Source organism: Gammaproteobacteria bacterium (assembly GCA_033344735.1).
Taxonomy (GTDB): domain Bacteria; phylum Pseudomonadota; class Gammaproteobacteria; order UBA4575; family UBA4575; genus UBA1858.
The window spans coordinates 724262-742421 of the sequence record JAWPMW010000001.1 but is presented as its reverse complement, the minus strand read 5'-3'; the positions used below and the strand labels follow the sequence as shown (position 1 = coordinate 742421).

Genomic DNA, 18160 nt, shown 5'->3' with positions numbered 1-18160 from the left:
TAGCAGGGATGAATAATTTTGGGCAAGAGGCTCTAGAAGCGGTCGATGCTGGTAACAATAAACTGGTTGTAGGCTTGCCTTGGTATACTAAAAGGCAATGGTTAGCCACAAAATCATATTGTTCTGATCCAAAAACGTTTTTTAACTCTTTCAATGAGTGGAGAACAGAAGCGGACAAAGCCATTATTGAAATATCTAACCGTGGTTTAGATGTTAAATTGTTACCAATTTACATAGAAACATTTAGTGGGTGGTGTGCATTCCATCATATGCAGCCAAATAAAACCGCACGTCGAAAATTCACTAATTATCTTATGAAAAGAGAACGTTAACGTTCTCTTTCATATCTTCTATTATAAAATTCTCAAAAGTGATGTCATATCACTTTCTCTTATTTGCTGTATAAATACATAAGATTTCACAGTTATGTGAAGTCTTGCTAGCATAGTTAGGTACAAAAACAAGACCTCTCACCAAGGGGTCGCAAAAACCTATAGAGTTCTCTGTGGGTTTTTGCCATGGGTAAATTCATTATCTTATTCCTTTAATTTTCTCGTTAATTTTTTACATACTCAAAAACTTTACATGCAGCCAATAAATTTGTGTGAATGTGATCACGTTTTTGACTGTATTTGACATAATTCTGACTCTCCTAACTTGTTGGATTTGCGACAGAAATTTGACCTGATTCACTAAATAAAAAAGCTTTAATCCACTCAGCCTAAAATAAAGTTCGCTTGTCGAGAATAGGGCGGTTATTGAAAATTTATTGAGTACTATTTTTGACACTGATTTACGGAATGACAAAAAACGGATGACGTTTTTCGTTTAAATGGACTTAATAAATACGGAGATAACAATGAAGAATTTATTGAAAACTACAGCACTTGTAACAGGCATGATTGCTACTAGTGGCTTAATGGCTGCAACTGACGGTGTTGTTGGAGGAACTTCAGTTGGTACATTAGATATCGACGTAACAGTAGGTGATTCAGTAAGAATTTCAGGACTAAATGATCTGATAGCTACATTTGATGGTACAAATGACATTGTACATAATGATACTGCTTGTATCTATCGTAATGGCACGGGCTTATATCAAATTACAGCTGTAGGTGATGGTGGAGTAAGTGGTACAGATTTTTCAATTGATGATGGAATAAATCCTGCGATAGCTTACTCGGTCAATTGGAATGATGAAGCAATTCCTGGAGCCGGTGTTCCAGTAACATCTGGCACGCCTGTAGTTGGCCAAACTGGAGCAGATACTAGTTCAACAACATGTGGAAATACTGGCCTTAACTCTGCTGTTCAATTGACTATTCTTGCAAGTGATTTAGTTGGAGCACCCTCTGGTCTTTTGGAAGGAACACTTAGTATTACTGTTTCTCCCGAATAATAAACAAATTACTCACTGGTGAGGATCTGAATATTGGCTGTATTATTGCAGTCAATATTCGTTTTTTTCATTGATGATTAGTGCAATTTACCAATTTAGATCTAGGCATATTACAGTCCAATATCAACTGATTGTTATACTTGTTACAACTTTTTCAATTCTTTTTTATCCACAAACAGTAGGTGCTTCAACTCAAGGAGTGACTGGAGCAACTTCAACAGGCACTTCAGACATAAGAGTCGTTGTTGATGAACTAGCGTTAATTAAAGGATTAACAGACATAAGTTTTGGCACATGGTCTGGCACTGGCGATTTAACTGGAACAGATGATATATGTGTTGCTACTACAGGAGCACTATTCACTACACACAACTTTCAATTGCGTGCCACTGGTAATGGTGATGCGGCTGACCCTAGTGCATTTACATTGTCTAATGGCGTTAATGATATTTATTATCGTGTATTTCTTACAGATCAAGATGATACAAATGAATTGCTTCCAGGGCAGATTAGAGGTGGCAATCAATTTTTTGCAGGATTCACATACTTCCTTAGTGTAATTAACGCTGGTTGCTTATTTCCCAATTCCACAATTACAGTAATAATCGAAGAATCACAATTAACTACCGGCTCTGGAACACACAGTGGTGTGTTAACATTGGAATTAATTCCTGAATAGTTGACATAATTTACAAGACAAGCTCATGCAATCGTGCTTGTCACTTAGTTCTCATGTCTATATGCTGACATTACATCTATTAATATTCTGATGCAGATGTTCAAGAATTTACTTATTGTCAGTGTTGGTAAAAAAATTAATACTTTGGTATTAATTTTAAGCTTTAGCTCTTTAGCATCTGCTGATATTTTAATTGGAAAATTGAGTGACATCGAGGCCTCAGTGACACCAGGAAGTGTCAATGACGTTACTGCTATAGAGAGGTTTTGTGTGGCAAGTAGCCCAACAGGGCCTTATTCATTACTAGCTATAGGGACAGGCAACAACGGCGAATTTTCTATTCAAAATGGTGCGGCTACCATAATTTTTGAAGTTGCTGTCAGAGATCGTCAATCATCAAGATCGTATAGAGAGATACTTTCTGGTGTTCCATTAGTTGGACTTCAATCGCGACGACTTGCTAATAACAGAATCTGTACCGGAAATGCAGTCAGAATACGAGTCACCATTGCTAGTGAATCAATTCAGCGAGCGCCGGCTGGGAGATATCAGGGTTCACTCCAACTCACTGTAATTCCAGAATAAATATAATTTAATTAACCACCTTGCATTATGTGAAATGGCAGTGCTAATTAATGTTGGCAAAAGCCATTCATCTATAAATTTGTACCATTCATTCTTTTCTTAGTAAGATTGTTATTTAGGAAATTCTCGCATATGCCGATAGCCCATATGTGAAAAAGTATCAATAATATTAAGATAATGGAAGGTCATCTTGGAGGATGTCAAAAAGCTGCAACTATTTCGTCGCTTGCTAGTGGGTGTTTTGTTAAGCGCTTGCTTTATAGTCTCGATTAGTTTCGCAGCCACTCAGGGAACAATAGGCCGGACTTCAGTGGGCTCCGTTAGTATTACTGTGATTATTCCAGAAACAGTTCAATTTATTGTCAATAGTGTAAGTGACTCATTATCATTAGAGAGTAGTTACGTTTGCTTTAGTGTATTAAATCGCAATTCAACAGACAGTTATAGCTATTATAGAATTCAGGATGATGATGAATCATCGGCTCTATTACGTTTAAAGAACTATCGCAATATGCCCATAAAAAATGTAACAGAGTGTGACACTGAAAAAAGGATAGTTAGAGAAATTGCAGATTCTAATGTAACTTTATTTATGTTCGTTCCTGAGTAGGAGAGTATTCAATTGAATTTTCAATAGTAGTACATACAATTTGATTGAATACATGTACGTCTTCGTTATCAGTATAATCATTCAGCTTCACTGTACACTTTTCTCCACTAGACTTTTTATTGAACGTTAGTGAATCAACTTTGCCGGTTTCTAATTGGAACCATCCATTTTGATCAGTGCCAGAAAATGAGGTAACATTTTCAATACGGGCATTATCAAATGGGCTGCCATCAGGGCGTAATACCTGCCCAATAATTATCGACACACGCTTAATATCATACGTAAGCGTTTCAACATTACCTGGATACAACGTAACTTGTTTTACTGATTCATCAAAAGTTACAAATGAATCAGTTCTAGACACTAATCGAATATCGTATGTTTTGTATGGTGTGAGGGGAATAACAGTTTTAGCGCCAATTTTAGCAAATCCAGCAGATTGTCTATCTATATAAACCTCAAATTTGGAACCTTCTGGTTGGCCAATTAAATCAATAATCACCGCACTAGTATTATAGCCAGAGCCACCTAATGATACATGCTGGAAATCGCTAGCGAGGTTAAACTGGCTGCGCACTGCATAACCTAGAGTGTTTCGGCCATCTTCTTTAGTGTTATCAATTTCAACCTGATTATATCCATATCTAGAGTCAGAGGTGATATTCATGCCTGTTGTTGAAATTGTAGTTTCATTTATATGAAATAATCTGGACTGCAGATTCCCATAAGTAGGGCTACGTGCATTATGTTGCCAGCTAGCTCTGCCAATGGCGTCATTATCTTCCATATTGTTTGTTTTACGACTTTCGTAGCCTGTGCTCACTTGGTATGTATCATTATTTTTTCTGAGATTAAAGTTAAGTCTGGTACCTATTAGATAATCATCACTATCTTTACTTGCATCAAAACTCCAATCTACATTCAATTTATTTTTTCGATAGATGGAACGATTGTAATCTAGTGAATAAGTTTCTGACTTTTCTGAAAACCCTCTATCCGTTTGACCATATCTCCAGAGCATTCTTCCACCAAATAATGAATGTGTGAACGATGCAGATGCTTGTGTGAAATCATTGGATACAAAATCTAATTTATCTAAATCATGATTTTCATTACCTTCATGTATAAACCGTAAATCTAAATTCAATGAGAATCTTTCTGTCGCCCAATTTTCTCGCACAGATATTCCCCAGTCACTTTCTGTGGTTGTCATAACATTCACTTGTGACTGTATACCAGCTGCTATATGTACAATACCAGCTTGTACAATGGACTCATTACTAGTGCTTGCAATCTCGGCTTCAACCGCAAGATTTTCTTTGACTCTAATCATTCCACCCGTATGTATTACATAGTTACTTGAAGATTCAGGAAAGACTGAATCTTGTTCAATCTCTGCAACTGAGCCAGCTTCAATAAAATATTGTGGTTCATCCATAGAGGGAAGCAATGAATTGCGAACATAAAAATATTCTTCAGTTCGCTCTGAATTATTATCATCTCGAATTCTTACCGAGATGCGATATGCTCCATTTGGAAATCTAGAAGTGTCAAGCTGCCTATTACCAGCATCATAGAATCTTGCATCAATCAAGCGATTATTTTTAAATACCTCTACTCGGCTGCGTTGATTTAGGAAGATAAAAATTTGTGTACCTTCTGTGACTTCCAAGTCAGTGCGAGTATTTGTAGATGATCTTGCTCGTAATCCAATAATATCTTCAGTAGGAAAGAAATTTGAAGCTCTTGTTTCGGTGTCAAATATACCTGCTTCAGCCTCCCAGCCTGGTTGGTCACTAATTAGAGACATGTCATCAATGACGAAGTCTTCTTTATTTGTATAGTTAGATTGCGCTGACAGACGAGTTTCACCAAAAGCAATAATACTGTTTGTCTGAATGTTATAGCTGTCATTTATTTCATCTGTGCCTGATAGATTTATATTAAGTGCATGTAAAGTTGAAAATTGATCTACAGGCTTAGGTAGGTATTTAGATTGGTATACACTTACAGCTTTCAACTGTAATGGATTAATAAATAGATCCATTCTAAATTGACCTTCATCAAAAATTATACCAATAATATTGGGCTCTAATTCTCCACAACTGTCAGATTGAATGTGCTGTAAACATAACTTATCGCTATTGGTATTTAAAGTTCTACTTAAAGATTTTAATATGACTGAAGGATCATGAAGGTCTTGGATTTTATCTATGACAGCTTCTGGATTTTTTAATGTTAAGGTCTCAGCGTCATACGTAGCCATTGTGCTGATTATTAATTTATTATGTAAATAAACATCAATTTGATTGGTTTGTGGTCCTGCTAAGTCTTCAAAGCCGGGGGGTATAGTATTCGTAACAATTAATAATGAATCATTATTGCCTGCTGCAAATGAAAATTTCATAGATAAAATTATACTCATACACAATATAAGTAAAATATTTTTGAATGTTGAGCGTACTAAAGAAAATAAATGCCCAATTCCAGTGTGTTTTTGTATATCCATTCCTTGGACAACTGTATTTGGTTATTCAAATATTCTTACGGAGTTTTTTAATCCAGAATTTAAAAAGAATTTCACAGGCATATCGTTTGGTAAATCCACTTTCCATGTATTTCCTGGGTAAAGTCGTTTGCCAGGGATGTGATCGCAATCATTTTCGTTTTTTTCTTCGTTAGGGCATTGAATACCTTCACGCAGTAAAACATTCTTATTTCCTTTATTTTCTATTTCAAACGATTTTGCTGAACGCTTATGAACCAATTCATGCTCTCCATTTACTGCATGGACTAATACGAGAACTTCGTAACCAATAACAATTTTAACTCCTGATTGACCATCAACCAGATCTCCAACAACAGGTGACACGCTTACTCTATAAACGCGCTCTTTTGTAGGATTAGGGATTAGATTTACAAAGCGAACTAGCTTCCTTCCACCTGGGGGGATAACTAACTTGTTTGGCGACACTAATAATCCAGATTTTGTTGGATCATTGTAAGGTTCACGAATCTGTTGATCCGTGCCAGGGTATTTTACTATCTTCGGCTCAACCTTTATGTACAGTGGATTTGAACCAACATTCTCAATTTCTATATCTTGCTTATTAGGTTCGCTAGGTTCGAAATAGACGATGGATTTATTGAGTACCATATCTGCTTGAGCGTTACTCAAAAGAATGATGAAAATAAAAATAAAATAATTCATATAATTCATATAGATATATCTCATTGTTAATTTTATATATTTGCCAGGACATAAGGGATATTTGTATTTTTCTCAGCACCATTAAAAAGTGTATAGAGGCCAGCAAATTGACGATAACTTTATGAATTATAAAGAAATAAAATGTACATAATTAATAATGTTGTGCTGTTAAGCGGGATTTCTATATCATTGGTCGGCCAACAAGACTCAGATTATTTAAGCATTTATCTGTTTAACATTTTTCAAATTCGCTATATTTAGCGTGAATACTTAGGAATCGATTGGAAATGGCTATAAAACCTTGTGAAATCGGTTTAAAGGTATGCTAATGTGTTGCCTCACATATCTTCGCTAAGCTAGAAAGTTAGCTTTGTCTTACGATGGAAGATATATAGAGAATTTGATATGCCGTACGCACGGAAAATTGACAACCCTTTCTCCTCTAGTTAGGTATAAAAAACAATAAATTGTCGGAGTCCCAGCGTACAATTGGCAGATTGCAAACCCGTCTCAATGGCGGGTTTTTATTTTTAAATTCAATGATTTAAGATACTATATTCAAGTCAATTGTGATATCTCATTTAAATCAAAAATTGAATAGCTTTGCTTCAATAATTTTATTCTTAGCAACACTTCTTTGCGCAAACGCGAATTACGCTGCAGACGACACCGGTCAATACTTAACCATGGGTCTGGGTAATTTAAGTTGTAAATCATTTTTAACAGAAGATGAAAAAGGCGCTGCATACTATTTAAGCTGGTTAGCAGGTTATATGACTGCCTATAATTATTTACAAGAAGAAACCTATTCAATTTTAGGAAAAACCAAAACGGTGAATCAAGTGGAATCATGGTTGCGTGATTATTGCACCATTAATGGTGATCAAACTTTTGAGGAGGCTGCACGCAACTTATTGAGAAATCTGAAATATTTTCGTATTAAGCAAAAATAGTGGATAATAATTCGATACTATATCGTCGATTTATTGCTATAGTTCTGTCCATAAATTAATTCTAATTATCCATATGGAAAACCAAGATTTACGCAAGGCAGGCTTGAAAGTCACTCTCCCCAGAATGAAGATTTTGGAGATTTTAGAGCAGTCAACTCAACAGCATTTGAGTGCTGAAGACATATATCGTGTACTGCTTGATTCTGATGAAGAAATTGGTTTAGCGACGATATACCGAGTTCTCACCCAGTTTGAAGGAGCTGGGCTAGTTATGCGTCACCATTTTGAGGGTGGGCAAGCTGTTTTTGAGCTGGATCGTGGCAAACATCATGACCATCTGATTTGCATAAAGTGTGGAAAAATTGTTGAATTTTTAAACGCATCAATTGAAGAACAGCAAAAGAAAATTGCTGAAGATGCGGGATTTAAAATTACAGATCATTCATTAATTATTTACGGAGAGTGTACTTCTCCAGAATGTGATAATGCTGGTAATTAATCTTAATTACTATAAATTCAAAGTGATTTATATATCTTAGTTGCTTGTATTCACAGGTAATTTCATTAGTTTTGATAACCATCACATTCTCTGCTTGTTAATTTCTATAAAATCCATATATAACATTAAGTTATATTTCTAGTGCAGTTATGTTTAGCTAGTAAGGTTTGGCTTATTACTTGTTTTTTATGCTTCTTTATTTACTGATTAGTTTGTTTTGTGAGTTATCTTCTAAAAATGATTTTTCTCACCATTACAATGCGTATTATAAATTTAATAAATCACATGTTTGACTAGTAAGCACGTCAGCATTCACAACAGAAGAGAAACTTTGGTATGTATTTAGAACATTTTGGTCTACAACAACAGCCTTTCCAGTTAACACCTGATGCGAATTTTTTGTATTTAAGCCAAGGCCATAAGCGTGCAAAAGCTTATATGGACTATACAGTGTGGAATCGTGATGGATTTGTAGTAATTACAGGTGAGATTGGTTCAGGCAAAACAACACTTATCCAAAGTTTGTTATCTAGTGTGGGTGATGATGTAGTTATTGCGCGAGTTTACCAAACACAACTAGATGAATTAGAGTTTTTCCAAGCAATATTAGTTGAATTTGGATTTAAACCATTCAATGCGAGTAAAGTTGAATTAATAGAAATGCTAAATAACTACTTGATGGAGCAATATGAAAATGGCCGTCAAGTTATTCTAGTAATTGATGAAGCTCAAAATTTAAGCAGACGGGTCCTAGAAGAAGTGCGCATGCTAACCGGAATGGAAACGCAACAAGAGCGTATTCTAAATTTAGTGCTTGTAGGTCAACCAGAATTGAAACAAGTGTTGGATGCACCAGGTATGGAGCAGCTTTGTCAAAGGATTCGCTTTAGATTTCATTTGGCTCCACTGAATCAAGAAGATATTGTTGCTTATGTGAGGCATCGTATGGAGACCGCTGGCTATGATTATACAGCTGAAGAAGAGGGTAAGGCAGAGCCAATTGTTCACCCGGAATGCTATTCGATAATTCACCGTTACACAGGCGGTGTACCGCGGTTAATTAATGCATTGTTTGATACTGCACTTATTACTGCCTTTGTTGAGCAAGAAAAATCTATTTCAGTAAAAACATTAGAGTTATCTGTTGATGAACTTCAGTGGATACCATATGAAGAGCGCGTAGGAATTAAGCACTTTGCTGAGAAGAACGTTGCTTCACTTAATATGGCAGGTGAACCGACACCTAAATTAGTCCAATTGGAAGGCAACAAGGTTGTTGCTTGTTTTGATATTACTAAAGAGGTTACTACAATTGGTCGAATTCCTAGTAATGAGATTCATATACCACTTAAATCAGTAAGCATGCATCATGCCAAAGTCATTAGTTTCCATAATAATTTCTTTTTAGAGGATTTACGCAGTACTAATGGAACCTTAGTTAATGGTCACCGTATTAATAAATGCGTATTGAAAGCTGGAGATAAAATATCATTAGCTCGTGTTGATATGGAATATAGAGTTGATAATATTAATTACCAAGAGAAAAAGGTAAGTAGCATCCCGTCAAATTCTAAAGAATCTGCTCCTGAAATGCCTAAAAGCATAAGAGGGAAAAATGAAGCAGCGATGCCTGCATAAAATATTGTTAACTGCGTACTCCGATGCCTTTGTTCAATAAGGTTGATGCAGCAATATATAGTGCAAGTACAAATACTGATATAATAGTCAGAGATAAATAGATATTTATATCGTTTACTCCAATCATTGCTAACCTAAAAGTATCAACCATATACAAAATAGGATTTGCATATGATACTGAACGCCAAAATTCTGGAAGCATATCAATGCTGTAAAATATTCCGCCAAGATAGGTTAATGGTGTTAATACAAACGTAGGAATTAATGATATATCATCGAAGCTATTGGCAAAAATAGCATTTATTAAACCTGCAAGTGAAAATAATATACAAGTAAGCAGAGTAACTAAACAGAGTAATCCAATATTTTGAAATTGTAAGTCTGTAAAAAATGTTGCTGTTAGTGAGACTGCTACACCAACCATTACTCCTCTAGCAATACCTCCAGATAAGAATCCCCAAATAATAATATAATTTGGCATAGGAGAAACAAGCATTTCTTCAATATGTTTCTGAAATTTGGAGCTATAAAATGATGAGACTACATTGGCATATGAGTTGGTTATTATTGACATCATTATCATTCCAGGAATGATGTAGTCTATGTAAGCATGTCCTTTGACATCATTTAATTGCGAGCCAATCAAGTTGCCAAAAATTATAAAGTATAGTGCGACAGTTATAATGGAAGGCACAATAGTTTGTACCCATATCCGTGAAAATCTTAAAATTTCTTTTAAAAAAATTGTTCTTAATGCAATAATTTTTTGAGTGAATGTCATAATTAATTCTAATTATTTTTTAACTAGATTCATAAATAGTTCTTCAAGTCGATTCGATTTATTTCTCATACTGACAATTTCAATGTTGAGGTTTGCGAAGTCTGAAAATATTGATTCTAGCGTTTGATTTTCTTCAGGTGTAACTTCTAAAGTACGCTCATCAGTTAAGTAAATTGAAGCATTTTCGATTATTGGTGTCACTGTTAAAGGCTTTTTCAAATAGACAATAAAGGTCTCTTTTTGTAATTGATCCAAGAATTCTCTCAATGATGTATCAATTATAATATTGCCATCATTTATAATGCCTATATTTCTACACAAATACTCTGCTTCTTCTAAGTAATGTGTGGTTAGGATAATAGTCCTGCCATCTTCATTTAATTTTTGTAATAATTCCCACATAGAACGGCGTATTTCTATATCTACACCAGCAGTAGGCTCATCGAGGATTAATAATTGTGGGTCATGAATAAGTGCTCGAGCAATCATTAATCTACGTTTCATCCCGCCTGATAATTCGCGCGGAGTATTTTTTCTTTTATCCCATAATCCTAAAATATTTAATATATGCTCTGCCTTTTCTTTTGCAATATTTGCTGATATTCCATAGTAACCAGCCTGATATTTTACAATTTCCTGAATTGGTTCAAACGAATTAAAATTAAACTCTTGCGGCACCAATCCAATTAATTTTTTTGCTTCCGCAAAGTCATTATCAATATTATGACCAAACACTTCGACACTGCCAGAAGTCTTATTCACTAACGAGCAAATTATACCTATTGTCGTTGACTTACCTGCACCATTGGGTCCAAGTAATGCATAGAAGTCACCCTGATTGACCTGAAAAGATATGCCATTAAGTGCTTGGAAGCCACCTTTGTAGCATTTTATTAAATTCTCTATCTTAAGTGCTGGAGTATCAGTAGTCATTTACTTAATATTGATGCAGCTGTTTCAAGCTTGGTTTGTTACAATAATTGCTTTATAAATTACCATATATATAAGCATGGAATGTTTTTACGAAGCCGCCAAAGAAGATAGCATTTTAATTACATTATTTACAAAGTCAGAGTTTGATGAATTAACAGACTCATCCTTAGATAATCTTACAACATGGTTATTGTCTAGTAATCGCTCAATACAGGAAGGTAATTATTATCTAGTCCCAGATGAACAAGGTAAGTTAAACCAAGTTGTTGTTATTGTCGATAACTGTCTGTCAATTTGGACGATTGCTAATTTGCCATTAGCTCTACCAGCAGGAAATTATTATTTAACTGATAAGCTTCCGGCTACTGATCGTGAAAAGCTTGCTATTGGATGGGGGCTAGGATCTTATCAGTTTTCTAAGTACAAAAAATCAAAGCAATGTGCTCGCTTATTATTCGATTCTAATATCGACCAAACAACGGTATTGGCGACAATTAATTCAACATATATTGTCAGAGATCTGATCAATGAACCTGCAAATGAAATGATGCCAGAACATCTTTCACATGCAGCACAGAGTTTGGCCATAAAGTTTAATGCATCATTTAGTGAGGTTGTGGGTGATGATCTGATTTCTAATAACTACCCGCTGATACATGCAGTAGGACGAGCCAGCGAACATGAACCTAGACTTATCAAAATTGAATGGGGTAAACCTGAGTACCCATTATTATGTGTCGCCGGTAAGGGTGTATGTTTTGATAGTGGAGGATTAAATATCAAGAATGCTACAGGAATGCGCTGGATGAAAAAAGATATGGGTGGTGCAGCACATGCACTTGGTTTGGCTAACTATATTATGGAAACTAATTTACCTGTACGTTTACAGGTTTTAATCCCTGCCGTTGAGAATGCAATTTCAAATAATGCTTACAGACCGGGTGATGTAGTTACTGCTCGTTCAGGAACTTCAGTAGAAATAGATAATACTGATGCAGAGGGAAGATTAGTATTGGCAGATGCTATTACAGAACTATGTGAGTCAGATCCAGACTTATTAATCGATTATGCAACATTAACAGGTGCTGCACGCGTGGCACTAGGTACAGAAGTAGGCGTGTTTTTCAGTGAGAAAAATAAAACTGCACATGACTTAAATAGTTCAGCAAATGCTTCTGAAGATGATATCTGGAGATTACCATTACATGATGGGTATAAACATCAACTTAAAAGTAGCATAGCTGATTTAGTCAATTGTGCATCAAGTGGTTATGGAGGTGCTATAACCGCAGCGTTATTTTTACAGTCATTTGTCTCAGATGACTGTGACTGGCTTCATTTTGATATTATGGCGTATAACATGAGAAGTCGACCAGGAAGACCTAAAGGAGGTGAAGCAATGGGTCTACGTAGTGTCTGTCAATATTTAGAGTCAAGATACTCTCCTAAGTAGGATATTTATGACAAATCATAAATTATGTATTGCACCAATGATGGAGTGGACAGACCGTCATTATAGATACTTAGTAAGGTTAATGACTCAACATACTCGTTTATATACTGAGATGGTCACTAGTGGTGCTTTGATTCATGGTGACAGAGACAGATTTTTGGAATTCAATGCATGTGAACACCCAATTGCATTACAGTTAGGCGGAAGCGAGCCAAAGGATATGGCACAGTCTGCTAAGTGGGGTGAAAGTGTAGGGTACGATGAAGTCAATATAAATGTTGGTTGTCCAAGTGACCGTGTACAAGCAGGTAGATTTGGTGTGTGTTTGATGCGTGAGCCTAGACAAGTTGCTACATGTATTAGTGCTATGCGTGAACAAGTAGATATTCCAATAACAGTTAAATGTCGGATAGGTGTAGATGATGATGACAGTTATGAATTCTTATGTGAATTTGTTGATTCTATTATTGCAGTTGGCTGTGAAACACTTATTGTTCATGCGCGAAAAGCATGGTTGAAAGGTTTGAACCCAAAACAAAATAGAGAAATTCCAGAACTAGATTATCAACGTGTCTATATGCTAAAAAATGATTATCCAGCTTTAAATGTAATTATAAATGGAGGTATTGATTCAATTCAGCAGGTAAAGAATCATTTACAGTATGTTGATGGCGCAATGATTGGCCGACAAGCATACAAGCATCCTGAATTTCTATTAAAAGTTGATAGTGAGATATATAATCAAAGTTCAACTCAATATGCAGATATGAATGAAGTCATTTTAAAGTATGCTGAATATGTGGAAGACAATATTAAAAATGGCACGCCTCTTAAATCGATGACAAAACATATTTTAAATGTATATCAAGGTATTCCTGGTGCTAAGCTTTGGAGACGCTATTTAAGCGAGAATATGCATAAACCAGGGGCAGGGGTGGACCTAATACATCAAGGCTTGGAATTAGTTGGCTAATCTATTTTTTAATAGTTGAGTTGTTTGCCCATGCAGATAAATTCTTTTGATATTAAATTCATGCAGATCTTCAGCAGTATCTATATCTGAAACTTTTTCTAAGGATTTAATGTTACATCTATAATTGGCTGCAACTTTTAGTGTTTGATTGAATACATTTGAGGATCCCCATGTAATATTTTTAAATAAATAGTCATTTTTCTTTTTCATACCTATTAAAACATAACCTCCATCTGTTGTTGGGCCCAACACTACATCATTATTTTTTGATAAGTGCATAAATGCATTTTTTATATAGTCAACATTCAACGTGGGACAATCAGAACCTATTAATACCACTTTCTGAGAATATTTTAGTTCCTGGCTAATTGCATGTATCATTCTTGATCCTAAATCTAAACCATATTGTCTCTTAATTATGAGGCCTCGTGATTTACAATAGTGGATTGTTTTTGTATCTGTTGTATAAAGAATCAATTTAAACTTTGAATTTGCGCTGAATTTCTTTATTGCATCTGCAGTTAGTGCTTTATGTAAATATAAACTCTCTCTGTACGATAGATTTGGCCACATTCGAGTTTTGACTCGGCAAATCTGTGCTTTTTTAGCAAATAGAATTAATGTACTGTTTCCTCGCATGCGTCATTTATAGTATTTAACATAAAGATACTTAGGCGATATGCCAATAAAATATAGAAGACGAAATTTCCACATTTTGAGGATAGTTTTAATAGGTCCTTTGTTTTGCCAATAACGAACTGATGTGATCACTGGTTTTTTTATTATAGCGCCATTGCCAAATTTTTCTTTAAATACTTTTGACACATATATATCTTCCATAATTGGGTGTTCAATCATTGTATCAATGTGATTCATGAATTCATTTTTTCTGACAAAGATTGCTTGATCACCCGTAGCGATACTTGTTAATTGGGAACGATAATTCATCATAAACTGAATAATTTTGAATATTAATTTATTTGAATTTAATTTTATTCTGAAAAATCCCCAATAATAATTTTCCATATATTCATTCATTTGATTATAGAAGTCTTTAGGCAAGAGTGTATCTATATGGAGGAATAATAAGTATTCACTTTCGTTATTAAGGTTTGATGCGCCATAAGAAATTTGGCCGCCACGTCCTGTTAAAGGTGATTTTATTACGTTAAAGTTATTTTCTTCTAATATATTTATCGTTGAGTCGGTACTATTTCCATCGACAAAAAGTAAATAATAAGATGCATTTATCCAATTTAAATGCTCTATATTTTCTCTTATTATTAACTCCTCATTGAAGACTGGAATAATGATTGATATAGAGGATTGCAATGTTTTTATTCACAATATTTGTTTTTATCGCTCGTTAATTCTTTTATTTCAGTTCTATATTCATCATGATGATATGTATCATATCCATTTTGTAATTCTCTTTTTAAGGTGCTTACTCTTCTATCAATATATTCGCAATATTCTATTTTATTTTTACTTTTACATTCATCATCTGATATATCTTCAGCGCATTTGAATTTTGCATAACTCAGTGTGCTCATTGATAAACTAATTACTAGGTATATAAGTATCAATATTATTTTCATGGTAAATACTTCCTTTATTTGTTATCAATAATATGACACTTATTTTCTATGCAATCTTACAATCAGATATTATTTAACATAATATACATTATGCGAACTTATAGGAGTATAATATAGATTCGTACTCTATAAATATCATCTTAAAATTTATAGAAAATGTTGAATCAACCAATTCACTCAGGAATGGCATTCAGTTTATAAAGAGATTCGATTAAGGGCGGTCGCTTTTCAGAAAACTTACTAAACCATTTGCCGTACAATTTAAAAATTTGTTTGTTACGACTAAGCTTTGAAATACTACTATTGGCGATATAAATAAATTCAGCATCATTGCGCCTTGTTGCCAGAGCCAAAGGTTCGTAGGAGAAAACATTTGGTGAAATGCTAAATTTGTCTCCATCTGGCGAAGATATAGCTAAACCGATTAATACAACCTGGTCTGCGGCAAAAGCAGCAATATCACCGTTGCGTAATGCATCTAAGCCTTGTTCAGCGGATTTGTACTGCTCTACATTAGCCAATGAATATGATTGTTTTAATAATTTTTCCAAGTGTTCTAAGGTCGTTGTGTTTTGAACAACACCTACTTTATTATCATCTAATTGAGCTAAGTCATTAAATTCTTGACCTTTTAAAGTCATTAATGATGCACCAGTAATAAAAGTTAATTGAGTAAAATCGACCAACTTACTTCTTGACAATGTTTTTGTTGTTGAGCCGCATAAAATATCAATTTTATTCTCGGTGATCGCTGAAAATCTATCTTTGGCATCAACGGGTATATATTCAATCTTTATATTGGGAGATTTTAAATCGTTTTTTAATTCTTCAACTATGTAATTGCATAAATCTATTGAATACCCAACAGGGTTACCATCTTTATTAACAAATGACATGGGCGGTTCGGATTGTCTGTACCCTATTCTAATCTTGCCAGTTTCTTTGATTTGACTAACAGTATTAACATGGTGATCTGCAAATGCTGAAATGGAGTAAATAATAGTTGCGCAGGTAAGAGTAAAAACTGTTATAAATTTCATAGATATTTCCTAGATACTTAAAAGTAATGATTTACTGCTTTTTAATGAATGCATCATTTTTATTCTGCCAATATACTTGAATTTGCTTAATTCATTCTCCTTATTTCGCAGAAAAATGTCTGCTTTCGCTCAAAAGCAGATATTCAGTTGTATTAGCCTGTAGTCATTTTTATTAATGTGCGATCTTTTTTAACAAAATGGTGGTACATGGCTGCCAATGCATGCCCCACAATTAGGAGCCACACTGCCCATTTACCCATAATCTCTTTGTGGAAAAAGTCGATGGGTGCTTCAAACTCCTTAAAACTAAGTCCCATCCAGTTGGTAACAATAAGTTGATAAAGAGAAGTTGATTCAAATTTCGTTATATCAAATAAAAAGAAAAACTCTGTGTCTACACCTGTACCGATATAGCCAGTTAATGGCATTAATATCATTACAGCATACAAAGCGTAATGACCAAGGTGCGCAGCTATATGTGCAATCTTAGATCCAGGCTCTTGTTCAGGAATTTGATTCAAATTGCGCCAGATGATTCTAAGCGCGACGATGACCGCAATGCTAATTCCAATAGATAGGTGTAATTGCAGTGAAATCCAATTCTCTGGGGTCTTATCATCAGTGAACCAGTGTCGATAATAAACAGCACAATATGAACATAAGAATAGGAAGGCTAGCGACCAGTGAATCCATTTTGCGATAGAGCCATAATTGTTTATGGAGTTTTTAAGTGCCATTTTTGTCCTTAATACACATTGAACATTTTCATATTTTAATTTTAGAGTACAAACACTCTCAGGTAGAAGAATTTTTCTTCAGCTCTGCCAACTCAGCGTGTAACTCATCGAAACGTTTATGAAGTAAATTAAGTTCATCTTGAGTAAATTCTTTTATTTCAGAATTATCAATTTGTCGAGTTTCTCCTTGTACAATTTGCATCGCATCTACAATGATACCAATGAATAAATTTAATACTGCAAAACTAGTAGTGATGATAAATGGCACAAAGAATATCCAAGAATATGGGAAATGCTCCATAACTGGCCGAACGATACCCATTGACCAGCTTTCCAATGTCATAATTTGAAATAATGTATAGGCCGAAGCCCCTACTGTACCAAACCACTCTTGCAAATTAGGGTCTGGATGAGCGCCAAATAGTTTAGTAGTTAGTACTGCTGACACATAAAAAATAATGCAAAGTACTGCGATTACTGAAACCATGCCAGGTATAGAGTGACCAAGTGCTGAAATTACTCTTCGCATCTGAGGTACGACAGAAAGTAGCCTGAGAACACGTAATATTCTCAATGCTCGCAATACAGATAAAGGCCCAGTTGTTGGGAGCCATGCTATTGATACTATTACAAAGTCAAAAACATTCCAGCCAGATCGAAAAAATGAAAATCTATAGGCGTAAAATTTTAATACTAATTCGAATGTAAATAAGACAAGTATGACTTTATCGATCAATAATAACCAAAATCCATAGCGCTTCATAATGTCTGCATCAGTTTCTAGGCCTAGCGTGATGGCATTTATGAATATCAAAGTGGTGATAAAAATTGTGAATTTAGGGTGATCTACAAGATTAGAAATGCTTTGCCGACTTCCCTTTAATTTTTCAATTGGTTTTGGGTTAACCATTATTACCAGTCCTTAGAATTTAATAATGCAAAATATTATAGTGGTAGTGTAAAAAAATCATTATAAGCGCGATATTTATCGGGCTTTTTTGTTAAAAAATGACCACTTTTGAATCTGTAAGCGACTATAATACTTATACTGATAATCTAGTTATAGCTACT

At 34.7% G+C, this 18160-nt stretch carries 20 protein-coding genes; 10 read left to right on the top strand and 10 right to left on the bottom strand.

What is annotated here, in order from left to right; genetic code table 11:
- Positions 1-8: 8 nt before the first annotated feature.
- From R8G33_03875 to R8G33_03855, 5 genes are all read left to right on the top strand, one after another.
- Positions 9-332: a hypothetical protein gene (locus R8G33_03875; protein ID MDW3094791.1), complete on the top strand. Its 324-nt coding sequence runs from the start codon at positions 9-11 to the stop codon at positions 330-332.
- Between the two features lie 527 nt (positions 333-859).
- Entirely contained in the window at positions 860-1399 is a 540-nt protein-coding gene (locus R8G33_03870; protein MDW3094790.1) for a hypothetical protein, read from the top strand.
- A 70-nt stretch (positions 1400-1469) separates the two neighbouring features.
- Positions 1470-2078 carry a hypothetical protein gene (locus R8G33_03865; protein MDW3094789.1) on the top strand — a complete coding sequence of 203 codons (609 nt, stop codon included), beginning with the start codon at positions 1470-1472 and terminating at the stop codon, positions 2076-2078.
- A gap of 96 nt (positions 2079-2174) precedes the next feature.
- The gene (locus tag R8G33_03860) at positions 2175-2663 is read left to right on the top strand and encodes a hypothetical protein (protein MDW3094788.1); all 489 of its coding nucleotides are present in this window, start codon (positions 2175-2177) and stop codon (positions 2661-2663) included.
- Between the two features lie 190 nt (positions 2664-2853).
- The gene (locus tag R8G33_03855) at positions 2854-3273 is read left to right on the top strand and encodes a hypothetical protein (GenBank protein MDW3094787.1); all 420 of its coding nucleotides are present in this window, start codon (positions 2854-2856) and stop codon (positions 3271-3273) included.
- On the opposite strand, the gene R8G33_03850 is transcribed toward R8G33_03855, so the two are convergent.
- Both R8G33_03850 and R8G33_03845 read right to left on the bottom strand, forming a co-directional pair.
- Positions 3254-5680, bottom strand: a complete 2427-nt coding sequence (locus tag R8G33_03850) for a TcfC E-set like domain-containing protein (GenBank protein MDW3094786.1) — start codon at positions 5678-5680, stop codon at positions 3254-3256. The two genes, R8G33_03855 and R8G33_03850, sit on opposite strands and share 20 nt — an antisense overlap.
- A gap of 123 nt (positions 5681-5803) precedes the next feature.
- Positions 5804-6484, bottom strand: coding sequence for a hypothetical protein (locus R8G33_03845; protein MDW3094785.1), 681 nt, complete (start codon positions 6482-6484; stop codon positions 5804-5806).
- 593 nt (positions 6485-7077) lie between these two features.
- Between R8G33_03845 and R8G33_03840 the strand changes: the two genes are divergently transcribed.
- The 3 genes from R8G33_03840 to R8G33_03830 all read left to right on the top strand — a co-directional run bounded on the left by R8G33_03840 (position 7078) and on the right by R8G33_03830 (position 9574).
- Positions 7078-7437, top strand: coding sequence for an HdeA/HdeB family chaperone (locus R8G33_03840; protein MDW3094784.1), 360 nt, complete (start codon positions 7078-7080; stop codon positions 7435-7437).
- A 73-nt stretch (positions 7438-7510) separates the two neighbouring features.
- Positions 7511-7936: a ferric iron uptake transcriptional regulator gene (fur, locus tag R8G33_03835; protein MDW3094783.1), complete on the top strand. Its 426-nt coding sequence runs from the start codon at positions 7511-7513 to the stop codon at positions 7934-7936.
- 336 nt (positions 7937-8272) lie between these two features.
- Positions 8273-9574 (top strand): AAA family ATPase, encoded by a 1302-nt coding sequence (locus tag R8G33_03830; GenBank protein MDW3094782.1) that lies wholly within the window; start codon positions 8273-8275, stop codon positions 9572-9574.
- A gap of 7 nt (positions 9575-9581) precedes the next feature.
- On the opposite strand, the gene R8G33_03825 is transcribed toward R8G33_03830, so the two are convergent.
- Positions 9582-10355, bottom strand: a complete 774-nt coding sequence (locus R8G33_03825) for an ABC transporter permease (GenBank protein MDW3094781.1) — start codon at positions 10353-10355, stop codon at positions 9582-9584.
- Between the two features lie 12 nt (positions 10356-10367).
- Positions 10368-11288: an ABC transporter ATP-binding protein gene (locus R8G33_03820; protein ID MDW3094780.1), complete on the bottom strand. Its 921-nt coding sequence runs from the start codon at positions 11286-11288 to the stop codon at positions 10368-10370.
- Between the two features lie 76 nt (positions 11289-11364).
- Here R8G33_03820 and R8G33_03815 point away from each other — a divergent pair, with 76 nt between their 5' ends.
- Positions 11365-12741, top strand: coding sequence for a leucyl aminopeptidase family protein (locus R8G33_03815; GenBank protein MDW3094779.1), 1377 nt, complete (start codon positions 11365-11367; stop codon positions 12739-12741).
- A 7-nt stretch (positions 12742-12748) separates the two neighbouring features.
- Positions 12749-13714 carry a tRNA dihydrouridine(20/20a) synthase DusA gene (gene dusA / locus R8G33_03810; GenBank protein MDW3094778.1) on the top strand — a complete coding sequence of 322 codons (966 nt, stop codon included), beginning with the start codon at positions 12749-12751 and terminating at the stop codon, positions 13712-13714.
- Here dusA and R8G33_03805 read toward each other — a convergent pair.
- The 6 genes from R8G33_03805 to R8G33_03780 all read right to left on the bottom strand — a co-directional run bounded on the left by R8G33_03805 (position 13703) and on the right by R8G33_03780 (position 17999).
- Entirely contained in the window at positions 13703-14353 is a 651-nt protein-coding gene (locus R8G33_03805) for a TIGR04282 family arsenosugar biosynthesis glycosyltransferase (GenBank protein ID MDW3094777.1), read from the bottom strand. The genes dusA and R8G33_03805 overlap by 12 nt on opposite strands.
- Before the next feature lie 3 nt (positions 14354-14356).
- Positions 14357-15046 (bottom strand): TIGR04283 family arsenosugar biosynthesis glycosyltransferase, encoded by a 690-nt coding sequence (locus R8G33_03800; protein ID MDW3094776.1) that lies wholly within the window; start codon positions 15044-15046, stop codon positions 14357-14359.
- Positions 15047-15051: 5 nt separating this feature from the next.
- Positions 15052-15267: a hypothetical protein gene (locus R8G33_03795; protein MDW3094775.1), complete on the bottom strand. Its 216-nt coding sequence runs from the start codon at positions 15265-15267 to the stop codon at positions 15052-15054.
- A gap of 218 nt (positions 15268-15485) precedes the next feature.
- Positions 15486-16352, bottom strand: coding sequence for an amino acid ABC transporter substrate-binding protein (locus R8G33_03790; protein ID MDW3094774.1), 867 nt, complete (start codon positions 16350-16352; stop codon positions 15486-15488).
- Positions 16353-16504: 152 nt separating this feature from the next.
- The gene (locus tag R8G33_03785) at positions 16505-17089 is read right to left on the bottom strand and encodes a cytochrome b (protein MDW3094773.1); all 585 of its coding nucleotides are present in this window, start codon (positions 17087-17089) and stop codon (positions 16505-16507) included.
- A gap of 58 nt (positions 17090-17147) precedes the next feature.
- Entirely contained in the window at positions 17148-17999 is an 852-nt protein-coding gene (locus tag R8G33_03780; protein ID MDW3094772.1) for an ion transporter, read from the bottom strand.
- Positions 18000-18160 lie beyond the last annotated feature (161 nt).

What these genes read in the sequence shown, in the direction of transcription:
- R8G33_03875 (MDW3094791.1), top strand. Translation starts at nt 9, where the DNA reads ATGAATAATTTTGGGCAAGAGGCTCTAGAAGCGGTCGATGCTGGTAAC.
- R8G33_03870 (MDW3094790.1), top strand. Translation starts at nt 860, where the DNA reads ATGAAGAATTTATTGAAAACTACAGCACTTGTAACAGGCATGATTGCT.
- R8G33_03860 (MDW3094788.1), top strand. Translation starts at nt 2,175, where the DNA reads ATGTTCAAGAATTTACTTATTGTCAGTGTTGGTAAAAAAATTAATACT.
- R8G33_03850 (MDW3094786.1), bottom strand. Translation starts at nt 5,680, where the DNA reads ATGAAATTTTCATTTGCAGCAGGCAATAATGATTCATTATTAATTGTT.
- R8G33_03845 (MDW3094785.1), bottom strand. Translation starts at nt 6,484, where the DNA reads ATGAATTATTTTATTTTTATTTTCATCATTCTTTTGAGTAACGCTCAA.
- fur (MDW3094783.1), top strand. Translation starts at nt 7,511, where the DNA reads ATGGAAAACCAAGATTTACGCAAGGCAGGCTTGAAAGTCACTCTCCCC.
- R8G33_03830 (MDW3094782.1), top strand. Translation starts at nt 8,273, where the DNA reads ATGTATTTAGAACATTTTGGTCTACAACAACAGCCTTTCCAGTTAACA.
- R8G33_03825 (MDW3094781.1), bottom strand. Translation starts at nt 10,355, where the DNA reads ATGACATTCACTCAAAAAATTATTGCATTAAGAACAATTTTTTTAAAA.
- R8G33_03820 (MDW3094780.1), bottom strand. Translation starts at nt 11,288, where the DNA reads ATGACTACTGATACTCCAGCACTTAAGATAGAGAATTTAATAAAATGC.
- R8G33_03815 (MDW3094779.1), top strand. Translation starts at nt 11,365, where the DNA reads ATGGAATGTTTTTACGAAGCCGCCAAAGAAGATAGCATTTTAATTACA.
- dusA (MDW3094778.1), top strand. Translation starts at nt 12,749, where the DNA reads ATGACAAATCATAAATTATGTATTGCACCAATGATGGAGTGGACAGAC.
- R8G33_03805 (MDW3094777.1), bottom strand. Translation starts at nt 14,353, where the DNA reads ATGCGAGGAAACAGTACATTAATTCTATTTGCTAAAAAAGCACAGATT.
- R8G33_03795 (MDW3094775.1), bottom strand. Translation starts at nt 15,267, where the DNA reads ATGAGCACACTGAGTTATGCAAAATTCAAATGCGCTGAAGATATATCA.
- R8G33_03790 (MDW3094774.1), bottom strand. Translation starts at nt 16,352, where the DNA reads ATGAAATTTATAACAGTTTTTACTCTTACCTGCGCAACTATTATTTAC.
- R8G33_03785 (MDW3094773.1), bottom strand. Translation starts at nt 17,089, where the DNA reads ATGGCACTTAAAAACTCCATAAACAATTATGGCTCTATCGCAAAATGG.
- R8G33_03780 (MDW3094772.1), bottom strand. Translation starts at nt 17,999, where the DNA reads ATGGTTAACCCAAAACCAATTGAAAAATTAAAGGGAAGTCGGCAAAGC.